Origin of the sequence: Thiofaba sp. EF100 (assembly GCF_039822285.1) — a bacterium.
Classification (GTDB): domain Bacteria; phylum Pseudomonadota; class Gammaproteobacteria; order Halothiobacillales; family Halothiobacillaceae; genus Thiofaba.
Genome location: NZ_JBAJEY010000001.1, coordinates 762,653 through 788,261 on the forward strand (window position 1 = coordinate 762,653; position 25,609 = coordinate 788,261).

The following is a 25,609-nucleotide window of genomic DNA, read 5'->3' on the forward strand; positions in this document are numbered from 1 at the left end:
CCTCTCAGGGGGCCGCGACATCCGTCGCGGCCCGCACCTCATGGATATCCTCACCGCGCTGGACGAGGATCACCACCTGCCAGAAACCGGCGAGGGGCGGGGTGGTCTGGGCGCGGTAGAGGCCAGGCTCGACCTCATGCAGGACCAGGCTGAAGTCCTCGCGCTGGTTGGAGGGACGCAGGAAGCGCGCGCTGACCTCGGCGCCGCTGATGGGTGAGCCATGGCGATCGCGCGCCCGCACCTGGAACGACGCCTCCCGGTCCTTGACCGGTTCCTCGAGCCAGCCATAGTCCACCTGCCAGCCGCGCTCTTTCTGCAGCTCAACCCGGCGTAGGTAGTCGTTGTAAAGCGCTTCCTTCTTTTGGTAGTCGTGCGAGGTCACCCCGGGGAAGTACGAGCTGATCGCCTCCCCCTGCTTGGGCTTGGGCAGCAGCCAGGCACTGACGCGGCTGTCCAGCCCGCCGGTGGCGACCGTGACGAACACGGCATCCAGAGCGATGATCACCGCGAAGAAGCCGATGATCAGCCCCGGCCCCCAGCGGAAACTGCGCCCATCATCCCGCCGCTGCTGCTCCCCTTGATGAGCTAGCACGCCAAGGATGAAGACCACCACCAGGTAGACCGCAAGATGAATGGCCAGCACATCGGCACCGGGCCAGTTCAGCAGGGCGAACGGCAGGTAGAAGCCTGGGGTGAGGATGGCGAGGATGACCGCCGACTGACGCCCCCCGAGGCGAACCAGGCGGTTCAGCACCAGGAAGGCGATCACGATCAGCAGGATGCCTGCACCGAGTGAAATCAGGATGGACATGACTCGTGATCAACGCGGCATGTTGAAGGTGGCATTCATCGCCACGGGTTCGATCTGGCCATCCTTGTCGGTCAGCACGAAGCGGAAGTTCTGCTGCGTGCCCTTGGCGCCTTCCGGCAGCTTCACCCTCACCAAGAGACGAAGCAGCTTGTCGGAGGGCACTTCGATGTCCTTCTTGCCCCCGGCAATCTCGATCTCCGCGTCGGCCAGCCCCTCAACGCCAAGATCAAGACGGAGCGGGCGGGGGACCTTGTTGTTGATCTTGATCTCGTAGCTGTTCTGCACCCGGCCATCGGCCAGGGTCACCGCCAGGGGGTTGCGCACCTGGTTCACGGAAAAGTCCATCGGTGCCTGATGCAGGACGCCGTAGGCCAGGAGCCCGATGACCACCAGGATCGCCAGACCGTAACCGATCGTCTTCGGCTTGAAAACCCGTGGCTTGACCCCGGTTTCAATTTCCTGCTCGGAGGCATAGCGGATCAGACCGCGCTCCCAGCCCTGCTTGTCCATGATCTCATTGCAGGCGTCGATGCACAGGCCGCAGTTGATGCAGGCAATCTGCAAGCCATTGCGGATGTCGATGCCGGTCGGACAGACCTGCACACAAAGACCGCAATCGACACAGTCCCCGTGCCCTGCCGCCTGGCGCTCCTCCCGGGTCTTCAGTCCACGCCCAAGGTGGGCGCGCCCCGTCTCGCCCTCGCCACGCTTGTAGTCATACGAGGGGATAAGGGTCTCCTTGTCGAACATCACCGTCTGGAAGCGGGAATAGGGGCACATGTAGATGCACACCTGCTCGCGCACGAAGCCGGCCACGACAAAGGTGATGGCGGTCAGCAGGCCGATGGTGATGTAGGCCGCCGATGCCGCATGGCCGGTGAAAAAGTCACCGAGCAGGCCCGGGGCATCCGTCCAGTAGGCCGTGAACGTGAAGCCGGTGATCCAGGCAAAGACCAACCATGCGGCCCAAGTCAGGCCCTTTTTGCGGATCTTCTCGGCATTCCAGGGTATCTTGTCGATGTTGATGCGTTTCTGCCGATCCCCCTGAACCCAGCGTTCGATGAACATGAACGCGTCAGTCCACAGGGTCTGGAAGCAGAAATAGCCGCAGAAGGCCCGGCCGACCACACCAGTGACGAAAAACAACAGCCAGGCAAAGATGATCAGCGCGCCGGCCAGCCAGTAGATGTCCTGCGGATGGACGATCAGATCGAAGATATAGAAACGGCGGCCCGGGATATCGAAAAGCACCGCCTGCGAAGGCCCGTCACCACGATCCCAACGCAACCAAGGGAGGAGGAAGAAGACGGCATAGGCCAGCACCAGCACCCCCGTCTTGAACGTACGGAAGGCGCCCTTCACCGACTTCGGATGAATGGCGACGCGTTCCTGGTAGAGCTTTTCTTCCGTCTCGACGGACATGCCTCGGGCTCCTGTGGATTCATTATCGAATGCTGATAATCATACAACAGACGGGGTCTTGGCCCGCGCAAAAAAAATGCCGGCAAAGCCGGCATTTTCAAGCGCGAAACGCGTAGGAAGCAGTTACTTGCCGCCGCCCAGTTCGTGCACATACACGGTCAGCATCTTGATCTCCTCAGGCTTGAGGCGGCTGCCGAAGGCCGGCATCTCGCGGGCAATGCCCTTGTTGATCACGCCTGCGACCAGCTTCTTCTTCTCCTCGATGGAGCCCGCAGCCGGGATATTGATCACGGACCAGGCCTTGTCGGTCAGGTTGGCCGCACCCAGCATCGGATTGCCCTTGCCCTCGGCACCATGGCAGCCCATGCACATGGCATAGCCCTGCTTGCCGCGCTCGGCCGCCGCGGCATCCACGGCCTCACCGGACAGGCTCAGCACGTAGCTGGCGAGGTCATCGAGGGCTTGGCCCTGGACGTTGGCAAAGGCGGGCATGTTGCCCTTGCGGCCCGAGCTGATGCTGGCCTGAATGTGCTCGACCTTGCCACCCCACAGCCAGTCGTCATCCGCCAGGTTGGGGAAGAACGGCAGGTTGCCCTGACCGCCCTGACCATGGCAGGCGGCACAGTAGTCGCCGAAGTAGCCTTTAGCCATGGAGCGCGCGAAGGCCATCATGTCAGGGTTGGCGAGGATCTCCTCGTAGGAGGCAGCGCCGACCTTCTCGATGTACTCGCGCTGCTTCACCGCCGCCGGACTGCTCTGCATCTCCGCGATCAGCTGGCTGCGGGAGTTCCAGGGCATCTCCTTGGTCTGGCCGTTCTCTTCCACCGTGACGGTTGCGATACCGCGGGTGAAGCTCTTACCGACCGGCCACGCCGGATAGATGATCCAGTAGACGACCGCGAAGATGATGGTGGCGTAGAAGGACCACAGCCACCAATTGGGCAACGGGTTGTTGTACTCGCGCAGATCACCATCCCAGACGTGACCGGTGGTTTCGACCTGCTTGGACTTGTTAGCGGGATTCGCCATGACTATTTATCCCCTTGTTTCGACGCAGGCTTCTTGTCCTCGTCGTCGATAAACGGAATGTTCTTGTAGGACTCGAGCCGTTCCTTACGCTGCTTGCCGGTATAGACGTAGAGCACGATGCCGACGAAGGTGGTGAAGAAGATGAGCAAGGCCAGCACCTTGCTGTTGCCAAGATCACCCAACCAAGCCCAGATTTCAGACATGTCGTGCTCCAGAAGTCTTAATGACCGCCCAATCAGCGGAAGTTGGCAAAGTAGCCTTCTTCGTACTGCTTGAAGTCCACCAGGGTGCCCAGCATCTGCAGGTAGGCGACCATGGCGTCCATCTCGGTGATGCGCGACTTGTCGCCGTCCCGGTTGCGGCTATTGGCTTCCGCCTCGAGGGTAGCCTTGGCGTTCGGGATGTGCAGCTTGTCCGCCATCTCCTTGCCATACTCAGCCACATTAGCCTGGTACTCCTCCTCGGTGAGGGAGTACGGCACGCCAGTCATCTTGAGCGCCTTCATGCGGTTCTCGATGTCGTCGTACTTGAGCTCGTTCTGCGCAAGCCAGGGATAGGCCGGCATGATGGACTCGGGCACGACGTTCTGCGGGCGGATCAGGTGCTGGGTGTGCCACTCGTCGGAGTACTTGCCGCCGAGGCGGGCGATGTCCGGCCCCGTGCGCTTGGAGGCCCACTGGAACGGATGGTCGTACTTCGACTCGGCGGCCAGGGAGTAGTGACCGTAGCGCAGCATCTCGTCACGGAACGGACGGATCATCTGCGAGTGGCAGGCATAGCAGCCCTCGCGGATGTACAGATCCCGGCCACGCAGTTCCAACGGGGTGTACGGGCGTACACCCTTGACCTCTTCGACCGTGTTCTTGATGTGGAACAACGGGACGATCTCGACCAGGCCGCCGATACTGATCACCACCAGGGTGAGGACGATCAGGAGGCCGGCATTGATTTCGATGCTTTCGTGCTTCATCGACCCAACTCCTTAATCAGCGCGCCACGGCCGCCGCGCCAGACACCTCGACGGCAACGCCGCGCTTGGCCTGGGCAATGGTCATGTAGACGTTGTAAACCATCAGCAGGATGCCAGCGACAAAGAACATGCCGCCAATGGCACGCACGACGTACGGCAGATGCATGAAGGTCACGGTCTCGATGAAGGTGTAGGCGAGGTTGCCGTACTCATCGAAGGCACGCAGCATCAGGCCCTGGCCGATACCCGCCACCCACAGCGAGGCGATGTAGAGCACGATGCCGATGGTCGCCAGCCAAAAGTGGGTGTAGATCAGCTTGCTGCTGTACATCTCCTTCGCACCCCACAGACGCGGGATGAGGTGATAGAACGAACCGAAGGTGATCATGGCAACCCAGCCGAGCGCACCGGAGTGTACGTGGCCCACGGTCCAGTCGGTGTAATGGGACAGCGCGTTGACGCTCTTGAGCGACATCAGCGGACCTTCGAAGGTGGACATACCGTAGAAGGACAGCGCGGTGATCATGAACAGCATGATCGGGTCGGTGCGCAGCTTATCCCATGCACCGGACAGGGTCATGATGCCGTTGATCATGCCACCCCAGGACGGCAGCAGCAGCAGGATGGAGAAGGTCGCCGCCAGCGTGGAAGTCCAGTCCGGAATCGCGGTCCAGTGCAGGTGGTGGGTACCCGCCCACATGTACAGGAAGGACAGCGCCCAGAAGTGAACGATGGACAGGCGGTAGGAGTAGACCGGACGGCCAGCCTGCTTCGGCACGAAGTAGTACATCATGCCGAGGAAGGCGGCGGTCAGGAAGAAGCCCACGGCGTTGTGACCATACCACCACTGGGTCATCGCATCCTGGACACCGGAGAACAGGCTGTAGGACTCAAGGCTGGTCAGGCTGACCGGCACGGCGAGGTTGTTGAAGATGTGCAACAGGGCCACGGCCAGGATGAAGGCAATGTAGAACCAGTTCGCCACATAGATGTGCGGCTGGCTGCGGTTGCGCAGGGTCATCACATAGACCAGGGCGTAGCTCACCCAGACCACCGCGATCGCAAGGTCCAGCGGCCAGACGAATTCGGCGTACTCGCGGCCCTGGGTGTAGCCCAGCATGTAGAGCACGATGCCGGCGCCGACGCCGATCTGCCAACCCCAGAAGGTGAACTCGGCCAGCGGGCCGCCCCACAGACGGGTCTGGCAGGTGCGCTGCACCACATAGTAGGACGTGGCAAAAAGGGCGCTGCCGCCGAAACCGAAGATCACCAGCGTGGTATGCACCGGACGCAGGCGCCCGAAGGTGATTTCGGCGATATCGAAGTTCAGGAACGGCCACGCCAGTTCACTGGCGATGTACGTTCCCGCCGTCATGCCCAGGACGCCCCAGACGAGCGCCATGATGGCGAACTTCTTCACAATGTCGTAGTTGTACTGCTCTGTGGCAACGGCCGTGCTCGTTGACATCTCGAGTCTCCTCCCAAGGTTAATGCTTGTTGCTCGGGGCCCCGGAAGGCGGACCTTCCCCATACCCTTTGCTGGCCGGTGCATGTTACTGCAACGTTAGGCCCCTCTAAAGTTCCTTATTTTTCCGGGCTTTTCCCTTGGATATTCAAAAAACACGCAGTATTTCAACGTGTTTTCAAACAATCAAAAGCACCAGAAATGCACCGATCAAAATATTTGATCAGCGCCTGAGGGAACCCAGAGGGATACGCACCTCCCCCTGGGCATCCACCACATAGCGCCCAGCCTCCCCACCCCAGGCCTGGCCATGGATGACCTCGTAGCTCACCGGCAACATCCCCTCCGCATTGCGATGCGCCTCGTACGCGGCCCGCATACGCCCCAGCCGCCCCTTGCCGGTCAAGCCACGCGCCCGCCCAAGGGTGCCATTGTGCGCGCCGATGCCCTTGAGGCTGCGCATGATGGATTGCACGTCAGGGTAGTCGAGCCGGATGCGCTCGACGTCCATCACCGGGTCGCGTAGCCCCGCACGCACGAGCGCATCGCCCAGGTCATGCATGTCATAAAAAAGATTGACATGGGTGTGCCCAGGATCGGCCACCCGCCATGCGTCGCGCAGCTCGTGCAGGGTATCGGGCCCAAGGGTTGCGAACAGGAACACCCCGCCCGGCCGGAGCACCCGGCGCGCCTCCCGGAACACCCGCTCGGGCTCGTTACTCCACTGCAGGGTCAGACTTGAGAACAGCAGGTCGACGCTCGCGTCGCGCAGGGGCAGCCGTTCCATGTCGGCGCAGACGAGATCCGGCTTGCGCAGCCAGGGCTGATGCCTTTTGGCCTCCTCCAGCATGCCGCGCGAAATATCGAGACCCAGCAACCGGGCGCGCGCGAAGCGCTTGCGCAAGGCGCGCAGCGCCGCCCCCGTACCACAACCGAGATCAACCACCACCTTGGGCGACAGCTTCAGCCATTCGAGACGGGAGAGCATCTCCTCGCGCACGATACGCTGCAGGCGGGCGTGCTCGTCATAGCTCGATGCCGCAAGGTCGAATGATCGCCTGACACGCGCCTTTTCCAGCTCATACTCACGCATAGCGAATCTTCTTCATCTTTGATCAAGCCAGCGACCGAGGAGGTCGGGGGCATGCAGGAACGGGGCGTGCCCCGCTCCGGCCTGAATGCGGATCTCCGCGTGTGGCAGGGCCTGACGGTACATCTCCGCCACACAGGGGGGGACGATGCGGTCCCGCTCGCCGAGAAGCACCTGCACGGGGAGATCCAGTCCGCCCAGGGAGGCACTCAGGTCCGTGTCACGCAAGATCGCCAGCCCCGCCCGCAGGGCCTCCTCGGACGCCGGGGGCGACTCCGCAACAACCTCCACGAGCCGGGCGCGTATCTCGCGCGCCCCCTCCGCACCCACGGCCTGCAGGGCGAGGAAACGCTGCAGGGTGAGGGCCTGATCCTGAGCCAGTCCCGCCATGAACTGCCCCAGGGTGTCGGCCGCCATGCCACAGGACGGATCGCCCACCGCGACGAAACGCGGCGTGGCCGCGAGCAGGATCAGGCGCGCCACGCGCCCGGGTGCGCGCCGGGCCGCCTCCAGGGCCAGCAGACCGCCCAGCGACCACCCCACCCACACGGCTCGCTGCGGAGCTCGGGCCAGGAGATCCTCCGCCCAACGCCCGGCATCCGACCCAAGGCCAGCATCCCACGACCGGCCGCCGTGCCCCGGCAGGTCGAGCGCCAGCGAAGGTTGCGCCGCGAAGGCCGGCACCGCGCGCCAGATCGCCGAACTCATGCCCCAGCCATGCACCCATACCACCGGCAACACCGGTTTGGCGCCGCCACCTTGCCCACGTATCATCGCGCTCTCGAATCCCCTTGATTGATTGAACCCCATGACCTGGCTCGACCTCGCCCTGCCGCTTTGCGCCTACCTGCTCGGCTCCGTGGCCACCGCCATCGTCGTCAGCCGTCTGCTCGGCCTGCCCGACCCGCGCACCATGGGCTCCGGCAACCCCGGCGCCACCAACGTCCTGCGCACCGGACGCAAGGGCGCCGCGCTCGCCACCCTGCTGGGCGACATGCTCAAGGGGTTGCTGCCGGTCGCGCTGGCCCGCCTTTTGGAGGTGGGTGAGATCACCCTGATCGCCACCGCCCTGGCCGCCTTCTTGGGACACATCTTCCCGGTCTTCTTCCAGTTCCGCGGCGGCAAGGGCGTGGCCACCGCCTTGGGCGTGCTGCTTGGCCTCGCCCCCTGGCTCGGCCTCGCCGTGCTCGGTGTCTGGCTGCTCGTGGCCGTCACCCTGCGCTACTCCTCGCTCGCGGCGCTGATCGCCGCCGCGACCGCTCCGGTGATCGCCTGGGGTCTGGGGCTCGGCGTCCCCTCCATCATCGGCGTCACCTTCATGAGCGCCCTGCTGATTGCGCGCCACCGCGGCAACATCCAGCGCCTGCTGGCGGGCACCGAGAGCCGCATCGGCGCGAAGAAGGGCGCTTAAGCCAGCCCCGTCAGCTCACCCAGCGGCCAACGCGCCCGCGCGGCAAAGGCCGCCGCCGCACCACCCTGTCCGGCGGCAAGGCGCAGCCAGCCGGCATAGGCAATCATGGCGGCGTTGTCGGTACAGAATTCCTGACGCGGAAAGAAGGCCTCCCCACCGCGCGCCTGCAGCATGGCCGAGAGGGCGGCGCGCAAGCGCCGGTTCGCCCCCACCCCTCCGGCGACCACCAGCTGGTGCATGCCGGTCTGCTCGAGCGCCCGCTCGCATTTGATCGCCAGGGTCTCGACGATAGCCTCCTCGAAGGCATGGGCAATGTCCGCCCTGCCCTGCTCGTCCTCCACCCCTTCCAGGGCCAGCAGCGCACGGGTCTTCAGGCCACTGAAGCTAAACTCGAGCCCAGGCCGGTCGGTCATCGGCCGCGGGAAACGATGCACGCCCGGCCGCCCACGCTCGGCCAGCCGTGCCAGGGCCGCACCGCCGGGGTAGCCCAGGCCCATCAGCTTGGCGATCTTGTCGAACGCCTCGCCGACCGCATCGTCCAGGGTCTCGCCAAGCACCTCGTAATGTCCCACCTCGGGCACCGCCACCAACATGGTGTGTCCACCGGAGACCAGCAGGGCGACGAATGGCGGGCGCAGCCCGGGGTTGTCGAGCATCGGCGCCAGCAGGTGACCCTCCATGTGATGCACACCGATGGCCGGCACACCGAGGGCACAGGCCAGCCCCGCACCGAAGGCGGTCCCCACCAGCAGGGCACCGAGCAGCCCCGGCCCTTCGGTGTAGGCGACCCCACCGATCGCCGCCCGCGAGACCCCGGCCGCCACCAGCAGGTCGTCGACCATCGGCAGGAGCCAGCGCACATGGTCGCGCGAGGCGAGCTCGGGCACGACGCCGCCATACTCGAGGTGCACATCCTGCGTGCGCACACGATGCCCGAGCAGCCCGCCCTCGCTGGCATACAGCGCGCAGGCCGTCTCGTCACACGAGGTTTCGATTCCAACAACGATCATGCCAGACTTCATTGCCTTCAAAAGGGGGCTATTGTTGCATTGCTTGCCCCAGGTCGTATAATTCCGGCCTTTCTGCAAGCCCTGCCCGTGCCACTGGTCGGCCGGACAGGCATGAACCGGTTCAGACCTTTTTATTATTGGAGTCCCAATGCCTTCCGTCCGCGTCAAAGAGAACGAGCCCTTCGAAGTCGCCGTGCGCCGCTTCAAGCGCACCTGTGAAAAGGCCGGCATCATCTCCGAACTGCGCGCCCGCGAGTTCTACGAGAAGCCGACCACCGAGCGCAAGCGCAAGCTGGCTGCCGCCGTCAAGCGCAACCAAAAGCGTCTGGCGAAGGAAGCCGCTCGCCGCACCCGCCTCTACTGACCGAGCGGATCGTCGGCATGAGCGAGGCAAGCTCCGCCCTCAAGGCACGCATCCTTGACGACATGAAGGCGGCGATGAAGGCGGGCGACAAATCTCGCCTTGCCGTGATCCGCCTCATCTCCGCCGCGCTCAAGCAGAAAGAGGTGGATGAGCGCATCACCCTCAGCGATGCTGACGTCATCGCCGTGCTCGACAAGATGGGCAAGCAGCGCCGCGAGTCCATCGAGCAGTACAAGGCGGCCGGCCGTGCGGATCTGGCGGAGCAGGAGGGTTTTGAGCTGGAGGTCATTCAGTCCTACCTTCCTGCCCCGTTGAGCGATGCGGAGATCGATGCCCTCATCGCCGAGGCCGTTGCGGCCACCGGCGCCACCAGTGTCCGGGAGATGGGCGCGGTCATGGGTAAGCTCAGACCGCAGATTCAGGGGCGCGCGGACATGACCCAGGTAAGTGCCCGCATCAAGTCCGCCCTCGGCGGCTGACCGCGAACGCTTTCCAGCCGCACAGATTCAAAGCCTCGCCCCATCGGCTGTGACATGGGCGCGAGGCTTTTCCATCTAATCGACCTACGCGAGACGCCGTCATGGGTAACGTCTTTCAATTCCTCGATGTCCCCCGCCAGGACCCGCCCAAGGCCAAGGCCGAGGCGCGCGTGCATTTCTACGGGGAAATCTACGGCCAGTTCGATCCGCAGACCGCCGCCCAGCAGGCTGACCGCTGCCTGTCCTGCGGCAACCCGTACTGCGAGTGGAAGTGCCCGGTCCACAACTACATCCCCAACTGGCTGAAGCTGGTCGCCGAGGGCAACCTGTTCGAGGCCGCGGAGATGTCGCACAAGACCAACTCCCTGCCCGAGGTCTGCGGCCGCGTCTGTCCGCAGGATCGCCTGTGCGAGGGCGCCTGCACCCTCAACACCGACAGTTACTCCGAGTTCGGGCACGGCTTCGGGGCCGTCACCATCGGCGCCATCGAGAAATACATCACCGACGAGGCGCTCAAGCAGGGCTGGCGCCCGGACATGAGCGGCGTCACCCCCACAGGCAAGCGCGTCGCCATCATCGGCGCCGGCCCAGCGGGCCTCGGCTGTGCGGACATCCTGGTGCGCAATGGCGTCAAGCCGGTCGTATTCGACCGCTATCCGCAGATCGGCGGTCTCCTGACCTTCGGCATTCCGCCGTTCAAGCTGGAGAAGGAGGTCATCGAGACCCGCCGCCGCATCATGGAAGAGATGGGCGTCGAGTTCCGCCTGAACACCGAAATCGGCCGCGACATCCCGTTCCAGCAACTTCTGGACGAATATGACGCCGTGTTCCTCGGCATGGGCACCTACACCTACATGAAGGGCGGCTTCCCGGGCGAGGATCTGCCGGGCGTGTACGATGCCCTGCCCTTCCTGATCTCCAACATCAACCGCCTGATGAACGTCGAGAAGAGCCCCTCGGACTTCATCGACATGAAGGGCAAGCGTGTCATCGTGCTGGGCGGTGGCGACACCGCGATGGACTGCACCCGAACCTCGATCCGCCAGGGTGCAGTCGCGGTGACCTGCGCCTACCGGCGCGACGAAGACAACATGCCTGGCTCCAAGCGCGAGGTCGCCAACGCCAAGGAAGAGGGCGTGCAGTTCCTATTCAACCGCCAGCCGGTCGAGATCGTCGGCAACGGCCGCGTGGAGGGGGTCAAGTTTGTGCAGACCCGCCTCGGCGCCCCCGATGCGCGTGGCCGCCGCAGCCCCGAGGTCGTGCCAGGCTCAGAGGAGATCGTGCCGGCCGATGCCGTGCTGGTCGCCTTCGGCTTCCGCCCCTCCCCCGCCCCGTGGCTGGCGGATTTCGGCATCCAGACCCAGCAGGACGGCCGCGTGATCGCCCCCGCCCACGGCTCTCGGCCCCATCAGACCACCAACCCGAAGGTCTTTGCCGGCGGCGACATGGTGCGCGGCTCCGACCTTGTCGTCACCGCCGTGTTCGAAGGCCGCGAAGCCGCCAAGGGCATCCTCGACTACCTGGGCGTTTGAGCCCCCTAAAGGCGCCTTCGCAGATCGTTTCAAAAGGGCTGTCCTGCCCTTTTGAAACTCGCCTCGTCGCGGTACACGCCCGCGACGGGCTCCGAGAATCAATCACTTGACGTGATTGACTCTCGGGCTGTTTCAAAGAGTTTTGAAACAGCCTGCTCGGGCGCCTTTTTCATATACACGGACCGCTATGAACGCACTCAAGAACGACCGTTTCCTGCGCGCCCTGCTGCGCCAGCCCGTGGATCGCACCCCGCTGTGGATCATGCGCCAGGCCGGCCGCTACCTGCCCGAGTACCGCGCCACCCGCGCCAAGGCCGGCAGCTTCATGAACCTGTGCAAGAGCCCGGAGCTGGCTTGCGAGGTCACCCTGCAGCCCCTGGATCGCTTCGAGCTGGATGCCGCGATCCTGTTCTCCGACATCCTCACTGTGCCGGATGCGATGGGCCTTGGCCTTGGTTTCTTCGAGGGCGAGGGCCCGCGCTTCGCCCATCCCGTACGCTCGGCCGCCGACATCGACCGCCTGCCCATTCCGGACCCGGAGGGGGAGCTGAGGTATGTGATGGACGCCGTGCGCACCATCCGCCGCGAGCTGAACGGCCGCGTGCCGCTGATCGGCTTTTCCGGCAGCCCGTGGACGCTCGCGGCCTACATGGTCGAGGGCGAGGGCAGCCGCGATTTCTCCCGCGCCAAGGCCATGATGTTCGACCGCCCGGACCTGATGGAGCGCCTGCTGGACAAGATCACCCAGTCCGTCGCCAGCTACCTCAATGGCCAGATCGCCGCCGGCGCGCAGGCCGTCATGCTGTTCGACACCTGGGGCGGCATGCTCACCCCGCGCGACTACCTGCGCTTCTCGCTTGCACCGATGCAGAAGGTCATCGCCCAGCTCACCCGTGAGAGCGAGGGGCGTAAGGTGCCGGTGGTGCTGTTCACCAAGGGCGGCGGCCAGTGGCTGGAGGCGATGGCCGACAGCGGCGCCGATGCGCTGGGGCTGGACTGGACCACGGATATGGGTGAGGCGCGCCGTCGCGTCGGTGACAAGGTAGCCCTGCAGGGCAATATGGACCCGAACGTGCTGTATGCCTCCCCGGAGCGCATCCGTGCCGAGGTGGCGGAGATCCTGGCGGCCTTTGGGCCCGGCAGCGGCCATGTCTTCAACCTCGGCCATGGCATCCATCCCGGGATTGACCCCGCGCACGTCGCCGCCTTCGTGCAGGCGGTACGGGAACTGAGCCCGGCGTATCACGCGGCGGGCTGATTCCCCGCAGGCGTCGCCCCCTCCTCCATCGCCGCAAGCAGGCGCTCCACCTTGCGCAGGGGCGCCCGCTCCATCACCCCACCCTCGCCGTAACCCGCGGGCGGCTCACGCAGGGCTTTGGGCGGCATGACCACCAGATCCACGGCCTGCCCGCCCGCCAGCAGCGAGAACAGGGGATACGATCTGACCGAGCCATCCCGGTAACGCAGGTTGCGTTGCCCCTCGCGAAAAGGCACGTCGGCATTCAGAAGATGAAACATGACCTGCTCCGGGGTATCCGCGAACAGGTGCAGGGTGATGGGGCTGTTGTTGTCCGCCGTACCGGATAGCACGGAACCGACCAGGCGCGGCTCGAAATCTTTCAGAAAGCGCATGGCCTTGACGGCCTCCTGGCGCAGCCGCCGCAGCACCTCGGGCTGATGGGGACGGAACAGGCGTTGGTAACCGCGCAGCTGCTCTTCCACCTCATCGCACGATGGCTCATCCCGCCCGGGAACACAGCCGATTTCGGCAGCGGCCTTGCGCTTGGCCGACTCACAGTCCAACCCCTGCCCCTCGGCCATCAGCCTCGCGGCCTGCTCGGCCCACTGCGCGCGCCGGTCCATCAGAACAGCTCTTCGACCACCTGACGGTCCCCGATCGCCTCGGAAACCGCCTGGGAGGGAAGGTATTCGGGCATGACGGCGGTGGTCACCTGCGGATAACGGACGTCAAAATACTCATTGATCGCGCCGGGTGTGCCCGAAGGGACGATCTGACCGGTCCCAGGGTCGATGCTGGCGGTGATGATCCCCGGCGGGGGCTTCAACTCCTGCACCGGCCGGTCCTTCAAGGCCACCTGCATGAAATCAACCCACATCGGCACGGCGGCCTTGCCGCCGGTTTCCATCCTGCCGAGCGGGCGGTAGTCGTCAAAACCCACCCACGCCGTGGCCACGACGCCCGGACCGTAGCCACTGAACCAGGCATCACGCTGGTCATTGGTCGTGCCGGTCTTGCCGCCGACATCCGGGCGCTTGAGCGCCCGACCGGCCGAGGCTGCGGTACCGCGCTTCACCACATCGCGCAGCATGACCTGCACGAGCCAGGCATTCTCCGGCGAGATCACGCGCGGCGCCTGGCCCAAGACCCCCGGTTGGCAACGTTGGCCAGAGGGGAGGGTCGTCGGACTCACTATCCCCTCCCCGAGCTGCCCCGCCCCCTTGGGCAAGAGGGCGAGTTCGTTGTCACAGAAGTGCTGCGGCATGGCCTCGAACAGGACATGCCCCCCGACGTCTTCGACGCGTTGGATGAAATAGGGCTCGACCCGGTAGCCGCCGTTGGCGAACACCATGTAGGCCGAGGCCAGCTCCCAAGGGGTGAGGGCATAGCTGCCGAGGGCCAGCGAGAGTGTGGGCTGCCACTGTCCCACCGGCAGCCCGAAGGGCTTGGCGTGACGCAGCGCCACCTCAGGGGTGATCGCCTCCATGAGCCGTACCGAGACCAGATTCTGCGAACGCACCAAGGCCTCGTGCAAGCGGGTCGGCCCGTAGGATTTCCCCTCGTAGTTCTGCGGCCGCCAGTCCTCCTCGTTGGCCGCAGCCTTCTCGTAAACCCGGGGATCGTCACTGATCACACTGGCCAGGGTGAAGCCGTTCTCCAGCGCCGCCGAATAGAGGAAGGGCTTGAAGGACGAACCCGGCTGGCGCTGGGCCTGAATGACGCGGTTGAATTTGCTGAGGACGAAGTCGTACCCCCCCTCGAGGGCCAGCAGGGCACCGCTCGCGCTGTCGAAAGCGACGAAGGCCCCGGCTGCCTGAGGCAGTTGCGCAAGGGTGTAGCCTTTCTCCCCCTGGCGAAGACGCACGATGTCGCCCGGTGAGAGAACTTCGGTCACCGATTTCGGACGGGGCCCCATCGCATCCTCGCCAAGATAAGGGCGCGCCCACTGCAGGGACTCAAGGTCCAGCACATGCCGCCGCCCCTGCCCATCCACCACGGTGGCCTGCCTCGCCCCCGCCTCCAGCACAACCGCCGCGATGAGCCCCTCCACCGGTCGCTGAGCACGCGCATGACCGGCCGCCGCCTCGGCATCCCCCGCCGGGAATTCGACGCGGCCTTCCGCCCCACGCCAGCCATGCCGGCGATCGTAATCGAGCAAGGCGTTGCGCAGGGCAAGGCTCGCCGTGCGCTGCAGCTCGGGATCCAGGGTGGTGTAAACACGCAACCCCATCTCGTAGGCCGCCTCGCCGAACTGCTCCACCATGCGCGAGCGGACCATCTCGGCCACATACGGGGCACTGACCTCGGCCGCAGCGCCGAGGAACAGCGTGGTCTGCACCGGCTCCAGCTGTGCCGCCTTCGCCTGCGCATCGGCCAGCCAGCCCAGTTCGCTCATCCGGCCAAGGATGTAATCCCGGCGGATCTTGGCCCGCTCGGGATTGACCGCCGGATTGAACTTGGAGGGGGCCTTGGGCAGCCCCGCCAGCATCGCCGCCTCGGCGGGGGTCAGCGCGTCGAGCGGCTTGTTGTAATAGATCGACGCAGCTGCCGCGACACCGTAGGCCCGGTTGCCGAGATAGATCTTGTTCAAATAGAGTTCGAGGATCTGGCGCTTGGTCAGCTCGCGCTCGATCTTGACCGCAAGAAGGATCTCTCTGAACTTACGGCTGTAGGTCTTCTCGCTGCTGAGGAAGAAATTGCGCGCCACCTGCATGGTGATGGTGCTGCCGCCCTGCCCCTTGTGGCCTGTGCGCAACAGTTCCCACCCAGCGCGGAACAGCCCCTGCAGGTCCACGCCCGGATGCTGATAGAAGCGGTCGTCCTCCGCAGCAAGGAAGGCTTTTTCAACCAATTCAGGCACTTGGTCGATCGAGATGGGGATGCGTCGTTTCTCACCGAATTCCGCAATCAACCCCCCATGGCGGTCATAAACCCGTAACGGAACCTGGTACTGCGTGTCCCGCAGGGCGTTGACATCAGGCAATTCCTCACTATAAACATGGTACGCAACACCCCACGCACCAAGCGCAAGGAATGCCACAAGAACAACGAGATAGAAAATGGACTTGAAAAGAAGCTTTAGAAGGTTCATAAGTATCCGGGCCATCCGGCGCGCATGACTTCGGGGCAGATGGATAGATCGTTTGAATCAAGGCTCGCGCATCCTTTGCGACCTTGATCAAGCCGCAGGCCACAATAACGCAAAAGGGTGCGATAGAGGAAAGCCGCCGTGTTTCGCCGAAGCCAAAAACAACCCTTGCTCGGGCTGGATATCAGTTCGACCGCGGTCAAGCTGATCGAGCTCAGCCGAACCCGCGATGCCTACCGCGTCGAGGCCCTGGCCATCGAGCCCCTGCCCGAGCGCGCCATCCAGGACAAAGCCATCATGGACCCGGAAGCCGTTGGCACCGCGATCCGCAAGGCGGTCAAGGACTCTGGCACCCGGTCCAAGCGCGCCGCGATCGCGGTTCCCGGTTCCATCGCCGTATCCAAGGTGGTCACCCTACCTGCCGGCCTGAGCGAAATGGAACTGGAAGTGCAGGTCCGCATGGAGGCCGACCAGCACGTCCCCTTCCCGTTGGAGGAGATCAACCTCGACTTCGAAGTCCTCGGCCCCACCCCCGGCAACCCTGGCACCATCGATGTCCTCCTCGCCGCCACCCGTTCCGAGAATCTCGAATCCCGGGTTGCGGCCGCCGAACTGGGCGGACTGCAGGTGGAGATCGTCGACATCGAGCCCTTCGCGCTGGAAAACGCCTATTTCGAACTGCTGGCCCCGAAGCTTTCGGACATCACGCCCGAGATGGCTGTCGCCCTGTTCGACATCGGCTCCACGGTCACGAGCCTCTCCGTGTTCCATCAGGGCAAAATGATCTACACCCGGGAGCATCCCTTCGGCGGTCGCCAGCACACGGACGAAATCATGCGCCGCTACCAGATGACTCACGCCGAAGCCAGCCGCGCCAAGCGCCAGGGCGGGTTGCCGGAGAGCTATGTGGGGGAGGTCCTTGAGCCGTTCATCGAACTGACCACCCAGCAGCTCAATCGGTTCCTGCAATTCTTCTACGCCGCCCATCCGAATATCCATGTCATGCGGCTTCTGCTGGGCGGGGGCGTCGCCGCCATTCCGGAACTGAACGAGCGTGTCGCCCACAGCACGGGGATCGAAACCTCGACCGCCAACCCGTTCATTGGCATGAGCCGCGCACCGCGGGTCTCCAACCGCGTCGTCAACGAGGACGCCACAGCCATGCTGATCGCCTGTGGCCTGGCCCTGAGGGGTTTCGACTAATGCCACGCATCAACCTACTCCCATGGCGCGAAAACCTGCGCAAGCAGCGCCAACGCACCTTCGTCAAACACGCGGGGCTGGCCTTCGCCCTGACCCTCGGCACGGTCGTCCTTGGCCATGTGGTCGTGCAGGGCCAGATTGACAACCAGGAACAGCGTAACGCCTTCCTGACCCAAACCATCGCCGACCTCGACCGACAGATCGCGGAGATCAAGGCACTGAAGGAAACCCGCGCCAACCTGGTGGCCCGCATGGAGGTGATCGAACGCCTGCAGCAGACCCGCTCCTACGTGGTGCACGCCTTCGACGAGATTGCGCGCACCGTCCCGGAGGGCATCATCCTGACCAAGGTCGCACTGAAGAACGACCAGCAGCTCGAGATCAACGGCATCAGCGATACCGCCGCACGGGTGGCCGACTACCTGCGCAACCTCAACCGCACCCAATGGCTGAGCAACGCCTCCATCGTCGGCACCGGCATCCTCGCCCAGGATGCCGCCAAAACCGGCGCCAAACCCGCCCCGGGCGTCAAGGGCGAGTACGCCTTCAACATCACGGCCCAGTTCAGCCCGCCCGCCGCCGCGGGCGGCGCCAACGGCGAGGAGGCCAGGAAGCCATGAACCTCCAGGACCTTCGTGACATCGACCTGCAAAACATCGGCCGCGCACCGCTGGCTGTCCGCCTGACGCTGATCGGCATGATCGTGGCCGCTACCCTTGCTGCCGGCTACCAGCTCGACATCCGCGACCTGATCGAGCAGCGCGACATGATCCGCGCCAAGGAGCCCGAGCTTAAGCAGCAGGTCGAATTCAAGCAGCAGCAGGCCGCCAACCTCAACGCCTACAAGGCCCAGCTGGCCGACATGGAAAAGACCTTCGGCAACCTGTTGCGCCAGCTGCCCAACAAGAAGGAGGCGGAGAACCTCATCGTCGACGTGGCCCAGACCTCGCTCGCCAATGGATTGAAGAATCAGCAGATCCAGCCCGGCCAGGAGATCATCCACGACTTCTACGCCGAGCTGCCCTACACGCTGCGCCTGCAGGGCGGGTTCCACCAACTGGCCAAGTTCGCCAGCGACACCGCAGCCCTGCCGCGCATCGTCACCCTGCACAATTTCACCGCCTCGCTGGGCGACCCCAAGGGTGGCAACGAGCTGAACATGGAGATCACCGCCAAGACATACCGCTACCTTGAGGAGAGCGAGATGCCCAAGCCGGATCCCAAAAAACCCAAAGCGAAGGGCAAGTCATGACGCGGCGCTCCTCCCTTTTCCCTCTGGCCTTTGGCCTCGCCATCGTTTTGCTGAACACCGGCTGCACGCAGGGCACGGACGACCTGCAGCAGTTCGTTGCCGAGGTCAAGCAGCGCCCGGCCCGGCCCATCGAGCCCATGCCAGAGATCAAGACCTACGAGCCGTTCACCTATACCGCCTTCGACCTGCGCGATCCGTTCACCGCCCCGCAGGCGGCCCAGGACGAAAAGGGCAACGGCCTACGTCCGGACACCGAGCGCCGCAAGGAGCCGCTGGAGCTCTACCCGCTGGACGGACTCTCCATGATGGGCGTCATCGAGAAGAACAAGCGCACCCTCGCGCTCATCCGCTCCAGCGATGGCACGATCCATCAGGTCGCGGTCGGCAACTACGCCGGCCAGAATTACGGCCGCATCACCAGCATTCAAGAAGACCGGGTCGATCTGACCGAAATCATTCCCGATGGCGCAGGGGGGTGGATCGAACGCCCCGCATCCATCGCCATGAGAGAAGGAACCCAGGGTAACCAGCCATGAAAAAGCCCACTCTTTACCAGCATCCTCTGGCACGCACCATGGCCCTCGCCCTGGGGCTAGGCCTGAACGCCGCCTGGGCGGAGAACGTCATCCAGGACATGAATGTCGTCAACACCCCCGACGGCAGCATGCAAATCCGGTTCACCATGGCGGAGCCTCCGAAGGCGGCCCCCACGCATTTCAGCATTGAGCAGCCGGCCCGCATCGCGCTCGACTTCCAGGACACCAAACTCGGCCTGGACAAGCGTTTCCAGGCCATTGAAAGCGGCGCAGTGAACGATGTCCGGTTCGCCGAAGCGGGGGGGCGTACCCGCGCGGTCATCAGCCTGAAGGGGTATACCGCCTATGACGTGAAGACGGAAGGCCAGGCGATCATACTCACCCTTCGTCCTGACCACCGCCCGGCAAACATGGAAGCCGCCAGCCCACAGCCCCAGGCAGATACGATCGATACCGCCGAAGTGGACTTTCGCCGCGGCAGCCAAGGCGAGGGGCGCCTGATCGTCAACCTCGCCCGCCCCAACGTACCGATGACCATGAAGGCGGAAGGGCGCCGCCTCATCGTCGACCTGCCGCAAACCCGCCTCACCGCGCAGCAATACGACGTGGCCGATTTCGCCACCCCGGTGAGCAAGGTCAGCGTGCAGCCGCAAGGCACCGGCTCGCGCCTGGTCATTGACACCAGCGCCCCCTTCGACAAACTGGCCTACCAGGCCGACAACCAGCTCACCGTCGAAGTCCGCCCGCTGCCCAAGGAGCAGCCCGCGACCGCCGCGGGCCTGGGGCCGAAGGAATACAAGGGCGAGCGTCTCACCCTCAAGTTCCAGGACATCGAGATCCGGCCCCTCCTGCAACTCTTGGCCGACTTCACCGGCAACAACATCGTCGTCAGCGACAGCGTCCAGGGCCGCATGAGCCTGAGGCTGGAGAACGTGCCCTGGGATCAGGCCATGGACCTGATCCTCACCACCAAGGGCCTCTCCCAGCGCAAGAACGGCAACGTCATCTTCGTCGCCCCCACCGCTGAGATCGCCGCACGCGAGAAGGCCGAGATGGAGGCCCGCAAGCAGACCGAGGACCTCACCCCACTGGTCTCCGAGTTCATGCAGGTCAATTACGCCAAGGCCGCGGACATCGCCCGCCTGCTCAACCCCTACTACCGCCCCGCAGGTGCGACCGGCGCGCCCATGCCCGCCCCCGTCCCCACCGGCACCACGGCTGCCGCCCGCCCGCTCGGCTTCCTCTCCCCGCGCGGCACCCTCACCGTGGATGAGCGCACCAACACCCTGCTGATCAACGACACACCGGAGAGCCTGGACAAGATCCGCGACCTGGTGAAAAAGCTCGACACCCCGATCAAGCAGGTGCTGATCGAATCGCGCATTGTCATTGCCACCGACGACTTCTCGCGTGAGCTGGGGCTCAAATGGGGCGTCACCGGGGCCTTCAACGGCAGCGGCGACCCGGTCTTCCTCAGCGGCAACGCCACCGGCACCACTGGCATGGTCAACAACTATGCCAGTGGGAATGCTCCCGGAGTGCCCGCGCTGGACAATCGTTTCAACGTCAACATGCCCGCAGGCAATTTCACCAGCAAACCCGTTACCGGCGGCCTGGGGTTGGCCGTGCTTGGTTCCAACGTTTTGGTGGACCTCGAACTGCAGGCCCTCCAGGTCGAGGGCAAGGGCGAGATCGTCTCCAGCCCACGCGTCATCACCGCCAACGGACAGAAGGCCGTGATCAAGCAGGGCAAGGAAATCCCCTACCTGCAACAAACCTCCAGCGGCGCCACCAACATCGCCTTCAAGGAAGCCGTCCTCGCCACCGACGTCACCCCCCAGATCACGCCCAACAACAACGTGATCATGGAGATCAAGGTGCAGAAGGACGAGCCCGACTGGACCCGCTCCGTCAACGGCGTCCCGCCGATCGACAAGCGCGAGGTCGAAACCAAGGTCCAGGTGAAGAATGGAGAAACCGTCGTCCTCGGCGGCATCTACGAGATCAGCAGCGCCGACCAGATCCAGAAGATTCCGTTCTTGGGCGACCTGCCGATCCTGGGCAATCTCTTCAAGACCAACGGCACCAAGAACAATAAATTCGAGCTGATCATTTTCGTTACGCCGCGCATCGTCGAAAACGGCGTCATGGTCACTTCGAACAACTAAGTTAAGGACTCTCAAGCCATGCGGACGCGGACACGCCAAACCCTCCTGACCCTGACTCTCGCCACCCCACTGGCCATGCTCTCGGCCTGCGGAGGGGGCGGTGGAGGCGGCCTTTTCGAGGCGCCGCCGTCAACGGCACCGGGAACCGTTATCGCGGGCGCAGCCGCGGCGATTGAGTTCGTCAGCGCCGAACCGGCAACCCTGACCATGGAGGGCGTCGGTCAGGCTGGATTGAGCCAGACCAGCAAGATCACCTTCAGGGTCGTGGATGCGCAGGGCACGCCCGTCCCGAATCAGAACGTCGAATTCGCATTGAGTACCGAGGTTGGGGGCACCCACCTCAGCGCCAACTCCGGCACAACAGGGGCGGATGGCACGGTATCTGTCTCGGTGATTTCCGGCTCAGTCAACACCCCGGTGCGGGTCATCGCCACGGTTGCCGGAACCAAATATTCGACACAATCCTCGCAACTGGTCATCACCACGGGGGTACCTGATCAAGACAGCTTCTCGCTGTCCCTCAGCACCTTCAACCCCGAGGCTTACAACGTGGATGGCGTGCAGGTCGACGTCACCGCCCGCCTTGCGGATCGCTACAACAACCCCGCGCCCGACGGCACCCAGGTGGTGTTCACCACCGAGGGTGGCAGCATTGTGGGCAGTTGCACGACGCTTAGCGGAGCGTGCTCGGTCAAGTGGACCTCGCAAAGCCCCCGTCCTGCGGATGGTCGCGTAACCCTGCTGGCCTATGCCTTGGGTGAGGAGAGCTACACCGAAGTCGATGGTGATGGCCGGTTCGGCCCTGCCGACAGATTCGACCTCACTTCGCAGGATCTGGGCGAGGCCTTCCGCGACGACAACGAGGATGGCATCTGGAATTCCGGGGAGTACTTTGTCGACTTCAACCGGAATGGCACATGGGATCACGGGGACGGGAAGTTCAATGGCTGGCTGTGTGATGACAGCACCCGCTGCTCCACGAATCGTGCAGTGAACATCTTTGATCGGGGCATCATCGTCATGGCCGAGAGCTTCGCGGCCATAACCGTCGACCCCAAAGCCATCACGATTACAGGCGTAGCGGCGACCTTCACCGTCACTGCCCGTGGACAAACTACAGATCAAGTCATGCCTGCGGGAACCAAGATCGAGGTTTCCACGACCTACGGCACCATTGAGGGCGACTCCTCTTACACGGTCCCCAACACCCCGAGTCGGGATGCATCAAGCCACAGTTTCACCATCAAAGGAACGGGCTCAAGCGGGAGTGGCACTGTTACGGTCAAGGTGACGACGCCAGGAGGACGTATCACGACTGCAACGGTTCAAGTGACCGAATCGTAAGCCCTTCCCTGCTAGGGCACGCTCTAAGCATAAGCCCCGCACTGCGCGGGGCTTATTGCTTTATGGCCCTACCGTTGGCATAAAGCGCGCATGACACCAAGCATCTTCCTCGTCGGCCCCATGGGAGCCGGCAAATCCACTTCCGGGCGACTCCTGGCGCGTACCTTGGGGCTGACGTTCATCGACAGCGACAAGGTGATCGAGGAGCGCACTGGCGCAAGCATTCCGCTCATCTTCGAACTGGAGGGCGAGGCCGGTTTCCGTGCCCGCGAGCGCGCCGTGATCGATGATCTGACCCGAGAGGCTGGCATCGTGCTAGCCACCGGCGGCGGGGCGATACTTGCACCCGAGAACCGCGAGGTGCTGCGCTCGCGTGGCAAGGTGGTCTACCTCCATGCATCCGTCGACCACCAGATGGAGCGCACAGCCCACGACCGCAACCGCCCGCTACTGCAAACACCGGACCGGCGCGGGAAGTTGGAAGAGTTGATGAAGATCCGCGAGCCGCTCTACCGCGAGACCGCGCATCTCGTGGTGGAAACCGACGGCCTCGCGCCAAAGACCGTGGTGCAGCGCATTATCCGCGGACTGAGACTGGACGGGCGCTCCTGACCTGGCTTCAGAGCCGCCTTCCGTTCCCACGGGGGCGGCTTACGCGCGGACCTTGTTACAATCTCTCCACCTTTCTCATCCGAACCCGTCATGCACACCCTGAACGTTGACCTCGGCGAGCGCAGTTACCCCATCTACATCGGCCAGGGACTGCTCGGCCAACCCGAACTGCTGCGCCGGCACATTCCCGGCAAGAGCGCGCTGGTGGTGACCAACACCACCGTCGCCCCGCTCTACCGCTCCCGGCTGGATCAGGCGCTGGAGGGACTGCGGGTCGAGACGGTGGTGCTGCCCGATGGCGAGGCCTACAAGTCGATCGAGAGCCTTACGACGATCTGGGATGCGCTGGTGCTGGGGCGCTTCGACCGCAACACGACGCTCATCGCCCTCGGCGGCGGGGTGATCGGCGACATCACCGGCTTCGCCGCCGCGAGCTACCAGCGCGGGGTGCATTTCATCCAGATCCCCACCACCCTGCTGGCCCAGGTGGACTCCTCGGTCGGCGGCAAGACCGGCATCAACCACCCCGGCGGCAAGAACATGATCGGCGCCTTCTGGCAGCCGCTTGCGGTGATTGCGGACACCGACACGCTCAACACCCTGCCCGACCGTGAACTTTCCGCAGGGCTGGCCGAGGTCATCAAGTACGGCCTGATCTATGACGAGCCTTTCCTCACCTGGATCGAGGCGAACATCGAGCGCCTGCGCGCGCGCGATCCTGAGGCTCTCGCCTACGCCATCCGCCGCTCATGCGAGATCAAGGCCGAAGTCGTCGGCCAGGACGAGCGCGAAAGCGGCCTGCGCGCCATCCTCAACCTCGGCCACACCTTCGGCCACGCCATCGAGACCGCCACCGGCTATGGCAACTGGCTGCACGGCGAGGCGGTGGGCGCGGGCATGTGCATGGCCGCGCGCCTGTCCGAGCTGGAGGGCTGGATCAGCGCGGCGGATGTGGCCCGCACCCGCGCCATCATCGAACGCGCCGGGTTACCCACTCACGCCCCGCAGGGCATGACCCGCGAGCAGTTCCAGCACCTGATGGGCATCGACAAGAAGGTGCTGGATGGCAAGCTGCGCCTGGTCCTGCTGGAGCACATCGGCAAGGCGAGGGTGACCGGCGACTTCTCGCCTGCCAACCTGATCACCTGTCTCGATGAATTCACCTCCTCCGCGGAGCCCCGCTGATGAACACGACCGATGCCCCCATGGACACCCCCCATCCGCTGCATGAGCGGGTCGAACTGATCGTCCACCTGCTCAAGTTCAGTGACCGCCTGTTCGCCATCATGAGCCCGGCCACGGACGAGCTCCACACCTTCACCGACCTGCTCATCAAGGAAGGCGGGGCAGGCCTGCTCATCGCGCGGGTCCACCCCGACCTTGCCTTGAATGCAGAAGACGTGGCCACCGACCTCGCCAAGGCATGGGGGATCGAACTCAATCTCGGCGAATCGGCCATGCAGGCCATCGAACAGCGGCTCCCCGAACGGCTGCCCGAGCCTCGCCGGGCCGTAGCCATCATCGAGGATGTCGAGCGCCTGCCCTCCCAGGCCCTCGATGAACTCATCGGCTTCATGCAACGCCTCGATGACCAGACGGGTGGCCGGGTACGGCTGGCGCTGCTCGGCGGATCCAATCTGGCCGGCCAGCTCCAGCACATGCAGAGTCTGGAGACAGGCGGCCAGGTCTACGCACTCCATCTCACCCCGCCTCCCGCCGAGGCCTTTGCCGACATGGCGAACAGCGTCCCGGGCGATGCGCCTCCCGCCTTCGAGCGCCCCGCGCCGCGCGGCGGCGAGGCCCCCACCCTCCCCGGGCGCGCCTTGCTCATCGGTGGTGTCGCCGCCTCCCTCGCCCTTGCCGTAGCCATCGCCCTGCTGATGCGGCCTGGCGAGCCCGAAGTGGCGAAAGACCAGCAGGTCAGCGTCCCGCTCAAGAGCGAAACGGTCGCGAGCCTGCCCGTTGCGCCCCTTCCGGCACCGACGCCCGGGGCCGTCACTGGCGAACCGGCCGTGCCCGCCGCCCCCGCACCCATCGGCCACCAGCTGACCGATTCACCCGCAAGCCCGCCGCCCCCCCCTGCCCCCGTGCTGCCCGCCCCCCCTCCGGCAGAGGTGAAGCCCAGTGCGCCCGTCGCTATGGCGGAGCCGAAACCCAGTGCTCCGGCAGCCATGCCCGCAGCGGAGCCGAAGCCGAGCTTAGCCGCGCCCAAACCGAGCGCCCAGCCGGCGAAAAAGGCAACCAACTGGTATGCCCAGCAGAAGGCTGATCAGTACGTCCTGCAGGTGGTCAGCCTCAAGTCGGAGGCGGAAGTGGATCGTTTCATCAAGCAGAACGGACTGAAAGACTGCCATAGCTTCCGCCAGTTGCGCGACGGGCAGACCCTGCACACCCTCACCTGCGGCCTCTACCCCAGCCGCGACGCGGCCAGCCAGGCCGCCGCGAAGCTGCCCGAGAAGGCGCGGGCGGGCAAGCCCTTCCCCCGCAGGATCGACGATATCCGCAAGATCATGCAGCCGTAACGGCCAGCCGCCCGGGGCGTCCTGCCTTGTCCCGGGCGGCTCCGGCGTCTAAAATGTCCGA

25 protein-coding genes are annotated in these 25,609 nt (G+C 64.5%); 14 read left to right on the top strand and 11 right to left on the bottom strand.

Annotated elements, in window-relative coordinates; translation table 11 throughout:
* Positions 1-4: 4 nt before the first annotated feature.
* From V6D91_RS03845 to V6D91_RS03880, 8 genes are all read right to left on the bottom strand, one after another.
* On the bottom strand, positions 5-811 hold the full coding sequence (locus V6D91_RS03845; protein WP_347317896.1) for a FixH family protein: 807 nt from the start codon (positions 809-811) through the stop codon (positions 5-7).
* Between the two features lie 9 nt (positions 812-820).
* The gene (gene ccoG / locus V6D91_RS03850; RefSeq protein ID WP_347317898.1) at positions 821-2,233 is read right to left on the bottom strand and encodes a cytochrome c oxidase accessory protein CcoG; all 1,413 of its coding nucleotides are present in this window, start codon (positions 2,231-2,233) and stop codon (positions 821-823) included.
* A gap of 123 nt (positions 2,234-2,356) precedes the next feature.
* Positions 2,357-3,262 (bottom strand): cytochrome-c oxidase, cbb3-type subunit III, encoded by a 906-nt coding sequence (gene ccoP / locus V6D91_RS03855; protein ID WP_347317900.1) that lies wholly within the window; start codon positions 3,260-3,262, stop codon positions 2,357-2,359.
* Positions 3,263-3,264: 2 nt separating this feature from the next.
* Positions 3,265-3,465 (bottom strand): cbb3-type cytochrome c oxidase subunit 3, encoded by a 201-nt coding sequence (locus tag V6D91_RS03860; protein WP_347317902.1) that lies wholly within the window; start codon positions 3,463-3,465, stop codon positions 3,265-3,267.
* Positions 3,466-3,497: 32 nt separating this feature from the next.
* Positions 3,498-4,232, bottom strand: a complete 735-nt coding sequence (gene ccoO, locus V6D91_RS03865) for a cytochrome-c oxidase, cbb3-type subunit II (RefSeq protein ID WP_347317904.1) — start codon at positions 4,230-4,232, stop codon at positions 3,498-3,500.
* 16 nt (positions 4,233-4,248) lie between these two features.
* Positions 4,249-5,700, bottom strand: coding sequence for a cytochrome-c oxidase, cbb3-type subunit I (gene ccoN / locus V6D91_RS03870; RefSeq protein ID WP_347317906.1), 1,452 nt, complete (start codon positions 5,698-5,700; stop codon positions 4,249-4,251).
* Positions 5,701-5,920: 220 nt separating this feature from the next.
* Complete coding sequence (gene bioC / locus V6D91_RS03875; RefSeq protein WP_347317908.1) at positions 5,921-6,790, bottom strand: malonyl-ACP O-methyltransferase BioC; 870 nt, start codon at positions 6,788-6,790, stop codon at positions 5,921-5,923.
* A gap of 12 nt (positions 6,791-6,802) precedes the next feature.
* Positions 6,803-7,561 (bottom strand): alpha/beta fold hydrolase, encoded by a 759-nt coding sequence (locus V6D91_RS03880; RefSeq protein ID WP_347317909.1) that lies wholly within the window; start codon positions 7,559-7,561, stop codon positions 6,803-6,805.
* A 34-nt stretch (positions 7,562-7,595) separates the two neighbouring features.
* On the opposite strand from V6D91_RS03880, the gene plsY reads away from it, so the two are divergent.
* Complete coding sequence (gene plsY / locus V6D91_RS03885; protein WP_347317911.1) at positions 7,596-8,198, top strand: glycerol-3-phosphate 1-O-acyltransferase PlsY; 603 nt, start codon at positions 7,596-7,598, stop codon at positions 8,196-8,198.
* On the opposite strand, the gene tsaD is transcribed toward plsY, so the two are convergent.
* The gene (gene tsaD, locus V6D91_RS03890) at positions 8,195-9,208 is read right to left on the bottom strand and encodes a tRNA (adenosine(37)-N6)-threonylcarbamoyltransferase complex transferase subunit TsaD (protein WP_347317913.1); all 1,014 of its coding nucleotides are present in this window, start codon (positions 9,206-9,208) and stop codon (positions 8,195-8,197) included. The two genes, plsY and tsaD, sit on opposite strands and share 4 nt — an antisense overlap.
* 148 nt (positions 9,209-9,356) lie before the next feature.
* Between tsaD and rpsU the strand changes: the two genes are divergently transcribed.
* The 4 genes from rpsU to hemE all read left to right on the top strand — a co-directional run bounded on the left by rpsU (position 9,357) and on the right by hemE (position 12,841).
* Positions 9,357-9,572 (top strand): 30S ribosomal protein S21, encoded by a 216-nt coding sequence (gene rpsU, locus V6D91_RS03895; protein WP_347317915.1) that lies wholly within the window; start codon positions 9,357-9,359, stop codon positions 9,570-9,572.
* Positions 9,573-9,589: 17 nt separating this feature from the next.
* On the top strand, positions 9,590-10,051 hold the full coding sequence (locus V6D91_RS03900; RefSeq protein WP_347317917.1) for a GatB/YqeY domain-containing protein: 462 nt from the start codon (positions 9,590-9,592) through the stop codon (positions 10,049-10,051).
* A 101-nt stretch (positions 10,052-10,152) separates the two neighbouring features.
* Entirely contained in the window at positions 10,153-11,583 is a 1,431-nt protein-coding gene (locus tag V6D91_RS03905) for an FAD-dependent oxidoreductase (RefSeq protein WP_347317919.1), read from the top strand.
* A 187-nt stretch (positions 11,584-11,770) separates the two neighbouring features.
* A complete protein-coding gene (gene hemE, locus V6D91_RS03910; RefSeq protein ID WP_347317920.1) occupies positions 11,771-12,841 on the top strand; it encodes a uroporphyrinogen decarboxylase in 1,071 nt (356 codons plus the stop codon).
* Here the strand turns inward: hemE and V6D91_RS03915 are convergent.
* Together V6D91_RS03915 and V6D91_RS03920 are read right to left on the bottom strand one after the other, a co-directional pair.
* Positions 12,826-13,446 (bottom strand): hypothetical protein, encoded by a 621-nt coding sequence (locus V6D91_RS03915; protein ID WP_347317921.1) that lies wholly within the window; start codon positions 13,444-13,446, stop codon positions 12,826-12,828. The genes hemE and V6D91_RS03915 overlap by 16 nt on opposite strands.
* Positions 13,446-15,683, bottom strand: a complete 2,238-nt coding sequence (locus V6D91_RS03920; RefSeq protein WP_347317922.1) for a PBP1A family penicillin-binding protein — start codon at positions 15,681-15,683, stop codon at positions 13,446-13,448. The genes V6D91_RS03915 and V6D91_RS03920 overlap by 1 nt, the downstream gene beginning before the upstream one ends.
* Positions 15,684-16,052: 369 nt before the next feature.
* On the opposite strand from V6D91_RS03920, the gene V6D91_RS03925 reads away from it, so the two are divergent.
* The 9 genes from V6D91_RS03925 to V6D91_RS03965 all read left to right on the top strand — a co-directional run bounded on the left by V6D91_RS03925 (position 16,053) and on the right by V6D91_RS03965 (position 25,548).
* Positions 16,053-17,114, top strand: a complete 1,062-nt coding sequence (locus V6D91_RS03925; protein WP_347317923.1) for a pilus assembly protein PilM — start codon at positions 16,053-16,055, stop codon at positions 17,112-17,114.
* Entirely contained in the window at positions 17,114-17,734 is a 621-nt protein-coding gene (locus V6D91_RS03930) for a PilN domain-containing protein (protein ID WP_347317924.1), read from the top strand. The genes V6D91_RS03925 and V6D91_RS03930 overlap by 1 nt, the downstream gene beginning before the upstream one ends.
* Positions 17,731-18,366 (top strand): type 4a pilus biogenesis protein PilO, encoded by a 636-nt coding sequence (gene pilO, locus V6D91_RS03935; RefSeq protein ID WP_347317925.1) that lies wholly within the window; start codon positions 17,731-17,733, stop codon positions 18,364-18,366. Before V6D91_RS03930 ends, pilO begins: the two co-directional genes overlap by 4 nt.
* On the top strand, positions 18,363-18,902 hold the full coding sequence (locus V6D91_RS03940; protein ID WP_347317927.1) for a pilus assembly protein PilP: 540 nt from the start codon (positions 18,363-18,365) through the stop codon (positions 18,900-18,902). The genes pilO and V6D91_RS03940 overlap by 4 nt, the downstream gene beginning before the upstream one ends.
* Positions 18,899-21,070: a type IV pilus secretin PilQ gene (locus V6D91_RS03945; protein ID WP_347317929.1), complete on the top strand. Its 2,172-nt coding sequence runs from the start codon at positions 18,899-18,901 to the stop codon at positions 21,068-21,070. The genes V6D91_RS03940 and V6D91_RS03945 overlap by 4 nt, the downstream gene beginning before the upstream one ends.
* 18 nt (positions 21,071-21,088) lie before the next feature.
* The gene (locus V6D91_RS03950; protein ID WP_347317931.1) at positions 21,089-22,414 is read left to right on the top strand and encodes an Ig-like domain-containing protein; all 1,326 of its coding nucleotides are present in this window, start codon (positions 21,089-21,091) and stop codon (positions 22,412-22,414) included.
* A gap of 90 nt (positions 22,415-22,504) precedes the next feature.
* Positions 22,505-23,026 (top strand): shikimate kinase AroK, encoded by a 522-nt coding sequence (gene aroK, locus V6D91_RS03955; protein ID WP_347317932.1) that lies wholly within the window; start codon positions 22,505-22,507, stop codon positions 23,024-23,026.
* A 90-nt stretch (positions 23,027-23,116) separates the two neighbouring features.
* The gene (gene aroB, locus V6D91_RS03960) at positions 23,117-24,211 is read left to right on the top strand and encodes a 3-dehydroquinate synthase (protein ID WP_347317933.1); all 1,095 of its coding nucleotides are present in this window, start codon (positions 23,117-23,119) and stop codon (positions 24,209-24,211) included.
* Complete coding sequence (locus tag V6D91_RS03965) at positions 24,211-25,548, top strand: SPOR domain-containing protein (protein ID WP_347317935.1); 1,338 nt, start codon at positions 24,211-24,213, stop codon at positions 25,546-25,548. Before aroB ends, V6D91_RS03965 begins: the two co-directional genes overlap by 1 nt.
* The last annotated feature ends 61 nt before the right edge of the window (positions 25,549-25,609 follow it).

Coding starts and splice junctions, on each gene's coding strand:
- V6D91_RS03845 (WP_347317896.1), bottom strand. CDS start 811: ATGTCCATCCTGATTTCACTCGGTGCAGGCATCCTGCTGATCGTGATC.
- ccoG (WP_347317898.1), bottom strand. CDS start 2,233: ATGTCCGTCGAGACGGAAGAAAAGCTCTACCAGGAACGCGTCGCCATT.
- ccoP (WP_347317900.1), bottom strand. CDS start 3,262: ATGGCGAATCCCGCTAACAAGTCCAAGCAGGTCGAAACCACCGGTCAC.
- V6D91_RS03860 (WP_347317902.1), bottom strand. CDS start 3,465: ATGTCTGAAATCTGGGCTTGGTTGGGTGATCTTGGCAACAGCAAGGTG.
- ccoO (WP_347317904.1), bottom strand. CDS start 4,232: ATGAAGCACGAAAGCATCGAAATCAATGCCGGCCTCCTGATCGTCCTC.
- ccoN (WP_347317906.1), bottom strand. CDS start 5,700: ATGTCAACGAGCACGGCCGTTGCCACAGAGCAGTACAACTACGACATT.
- bioC (WP_347317908.1), bottom strand. CDS start 6,790: ATGCGTGAGTATGAGCTGGAAAAGGCGCGTGTCAGGCGATCATTCGAC.
- V6D91_RS03880 (WP_347317909.1), bottom strand. CDS start 7,561: ATGATACGTGGGCAAGGTGGCGGCGCCAAACCGGTGTTGCCGGTGGTA.
- plsY (WP_347317911.1), top strand. CDS start 7,596: ATGACCTGGCTCGACCTCGCCCTGCCGCTTTGCGCCTACCTGCTCGGC.
- tsaD (WP_347317913.1), bottom strand. CDS start 9,208: ATGATCGTTGTTGGAATCGAAACCTCGTGTGACGAGACGGCCTGCGCG.
- rpsU (WP_347317915.1), top strand. CDS start 9,357: ATGCCTTCCGTCCGCGTCAAAGAGAACGAGCCCTTCGAAGTCGCCGTG.
- V6D91_RS03900 (WP_347317917.1), top strand. CDS start 9,590: ATGAGCGAGGCAAGCTCCGCCCTCAAGGCACGCATCCTTGACGACATG.
- V6D91_RS03905 (WP_347317919.1), top strand. CDS start 10,153: ATGGGTAACGTCTTTCAATTCCTCGATGTCCCCCGCCAGGACCCGCCC.
- hemE (WP_347317920.1), top strand. CDS start 11,771: ATGAACGCACTCAAGAACGACCGTTTCCTGCGCGCCCTGCTGCGCCAG.
- V6D91_RS03915 (WP_347317921.1), bottom strand. CDS start 13,446: ATGGACCGGCGCGCGCAGTGGGCCGAGCAGGCCGCGAGGCTGATGGCC.
- V6D91_RS03930 (WP_347317924.1), top strand. CDS start 17,114: ATGCCACGCATCAACCTACTCCCATGGCGCGAAAACCTGCGCAAGCAG.
- pilO (WP_347317925.1), top strand. CDS start 17,731: ATGAACCTCCAGGACCTTCGTGACATCGACCTGCAAAACATCGGCCGC.
- V6D91_RS03940 (WP_347317927.1), top strand. CDS start 18,363: ATGACGCGGCGCTCCTCCCTTTTCCCTCTGGCCTTTGGCCTCGCCATC.
- V6D91_RS03945 (WP_347317929.1), top strand. CDS start 18,899: ATGAAAAAGCCCACTCTTTACCAGCATCCTCTGGCACGCACCATGGCC.
- V6D91_RS03950 (WP_347317931.1), top strand. CDS start 21,089: ATGCGGACGCGGACACGCCAAACCCTCCTGACCCTGACTCTCGCCACC.
- aroK (WP_347317932.1), top strand. CDS start 22,505: ATGACACCAAGCATCTTCCTCGTCGGCCCCATGGGAGCCGGCAAATCC.
- aroB (WP_347317933.1), top strand. CDS start 23,117: ATGCACACCCTGAACGTTGACCTCGGCGAGCGCAGTTACCCCATCTAC.
- V6D91_RS03965 (WP_347317935.1), top strand. CDS start 24,211: ATGAACACGACCGATGCCCCCATGGACACCCCCCATCCGCTGCATGAG.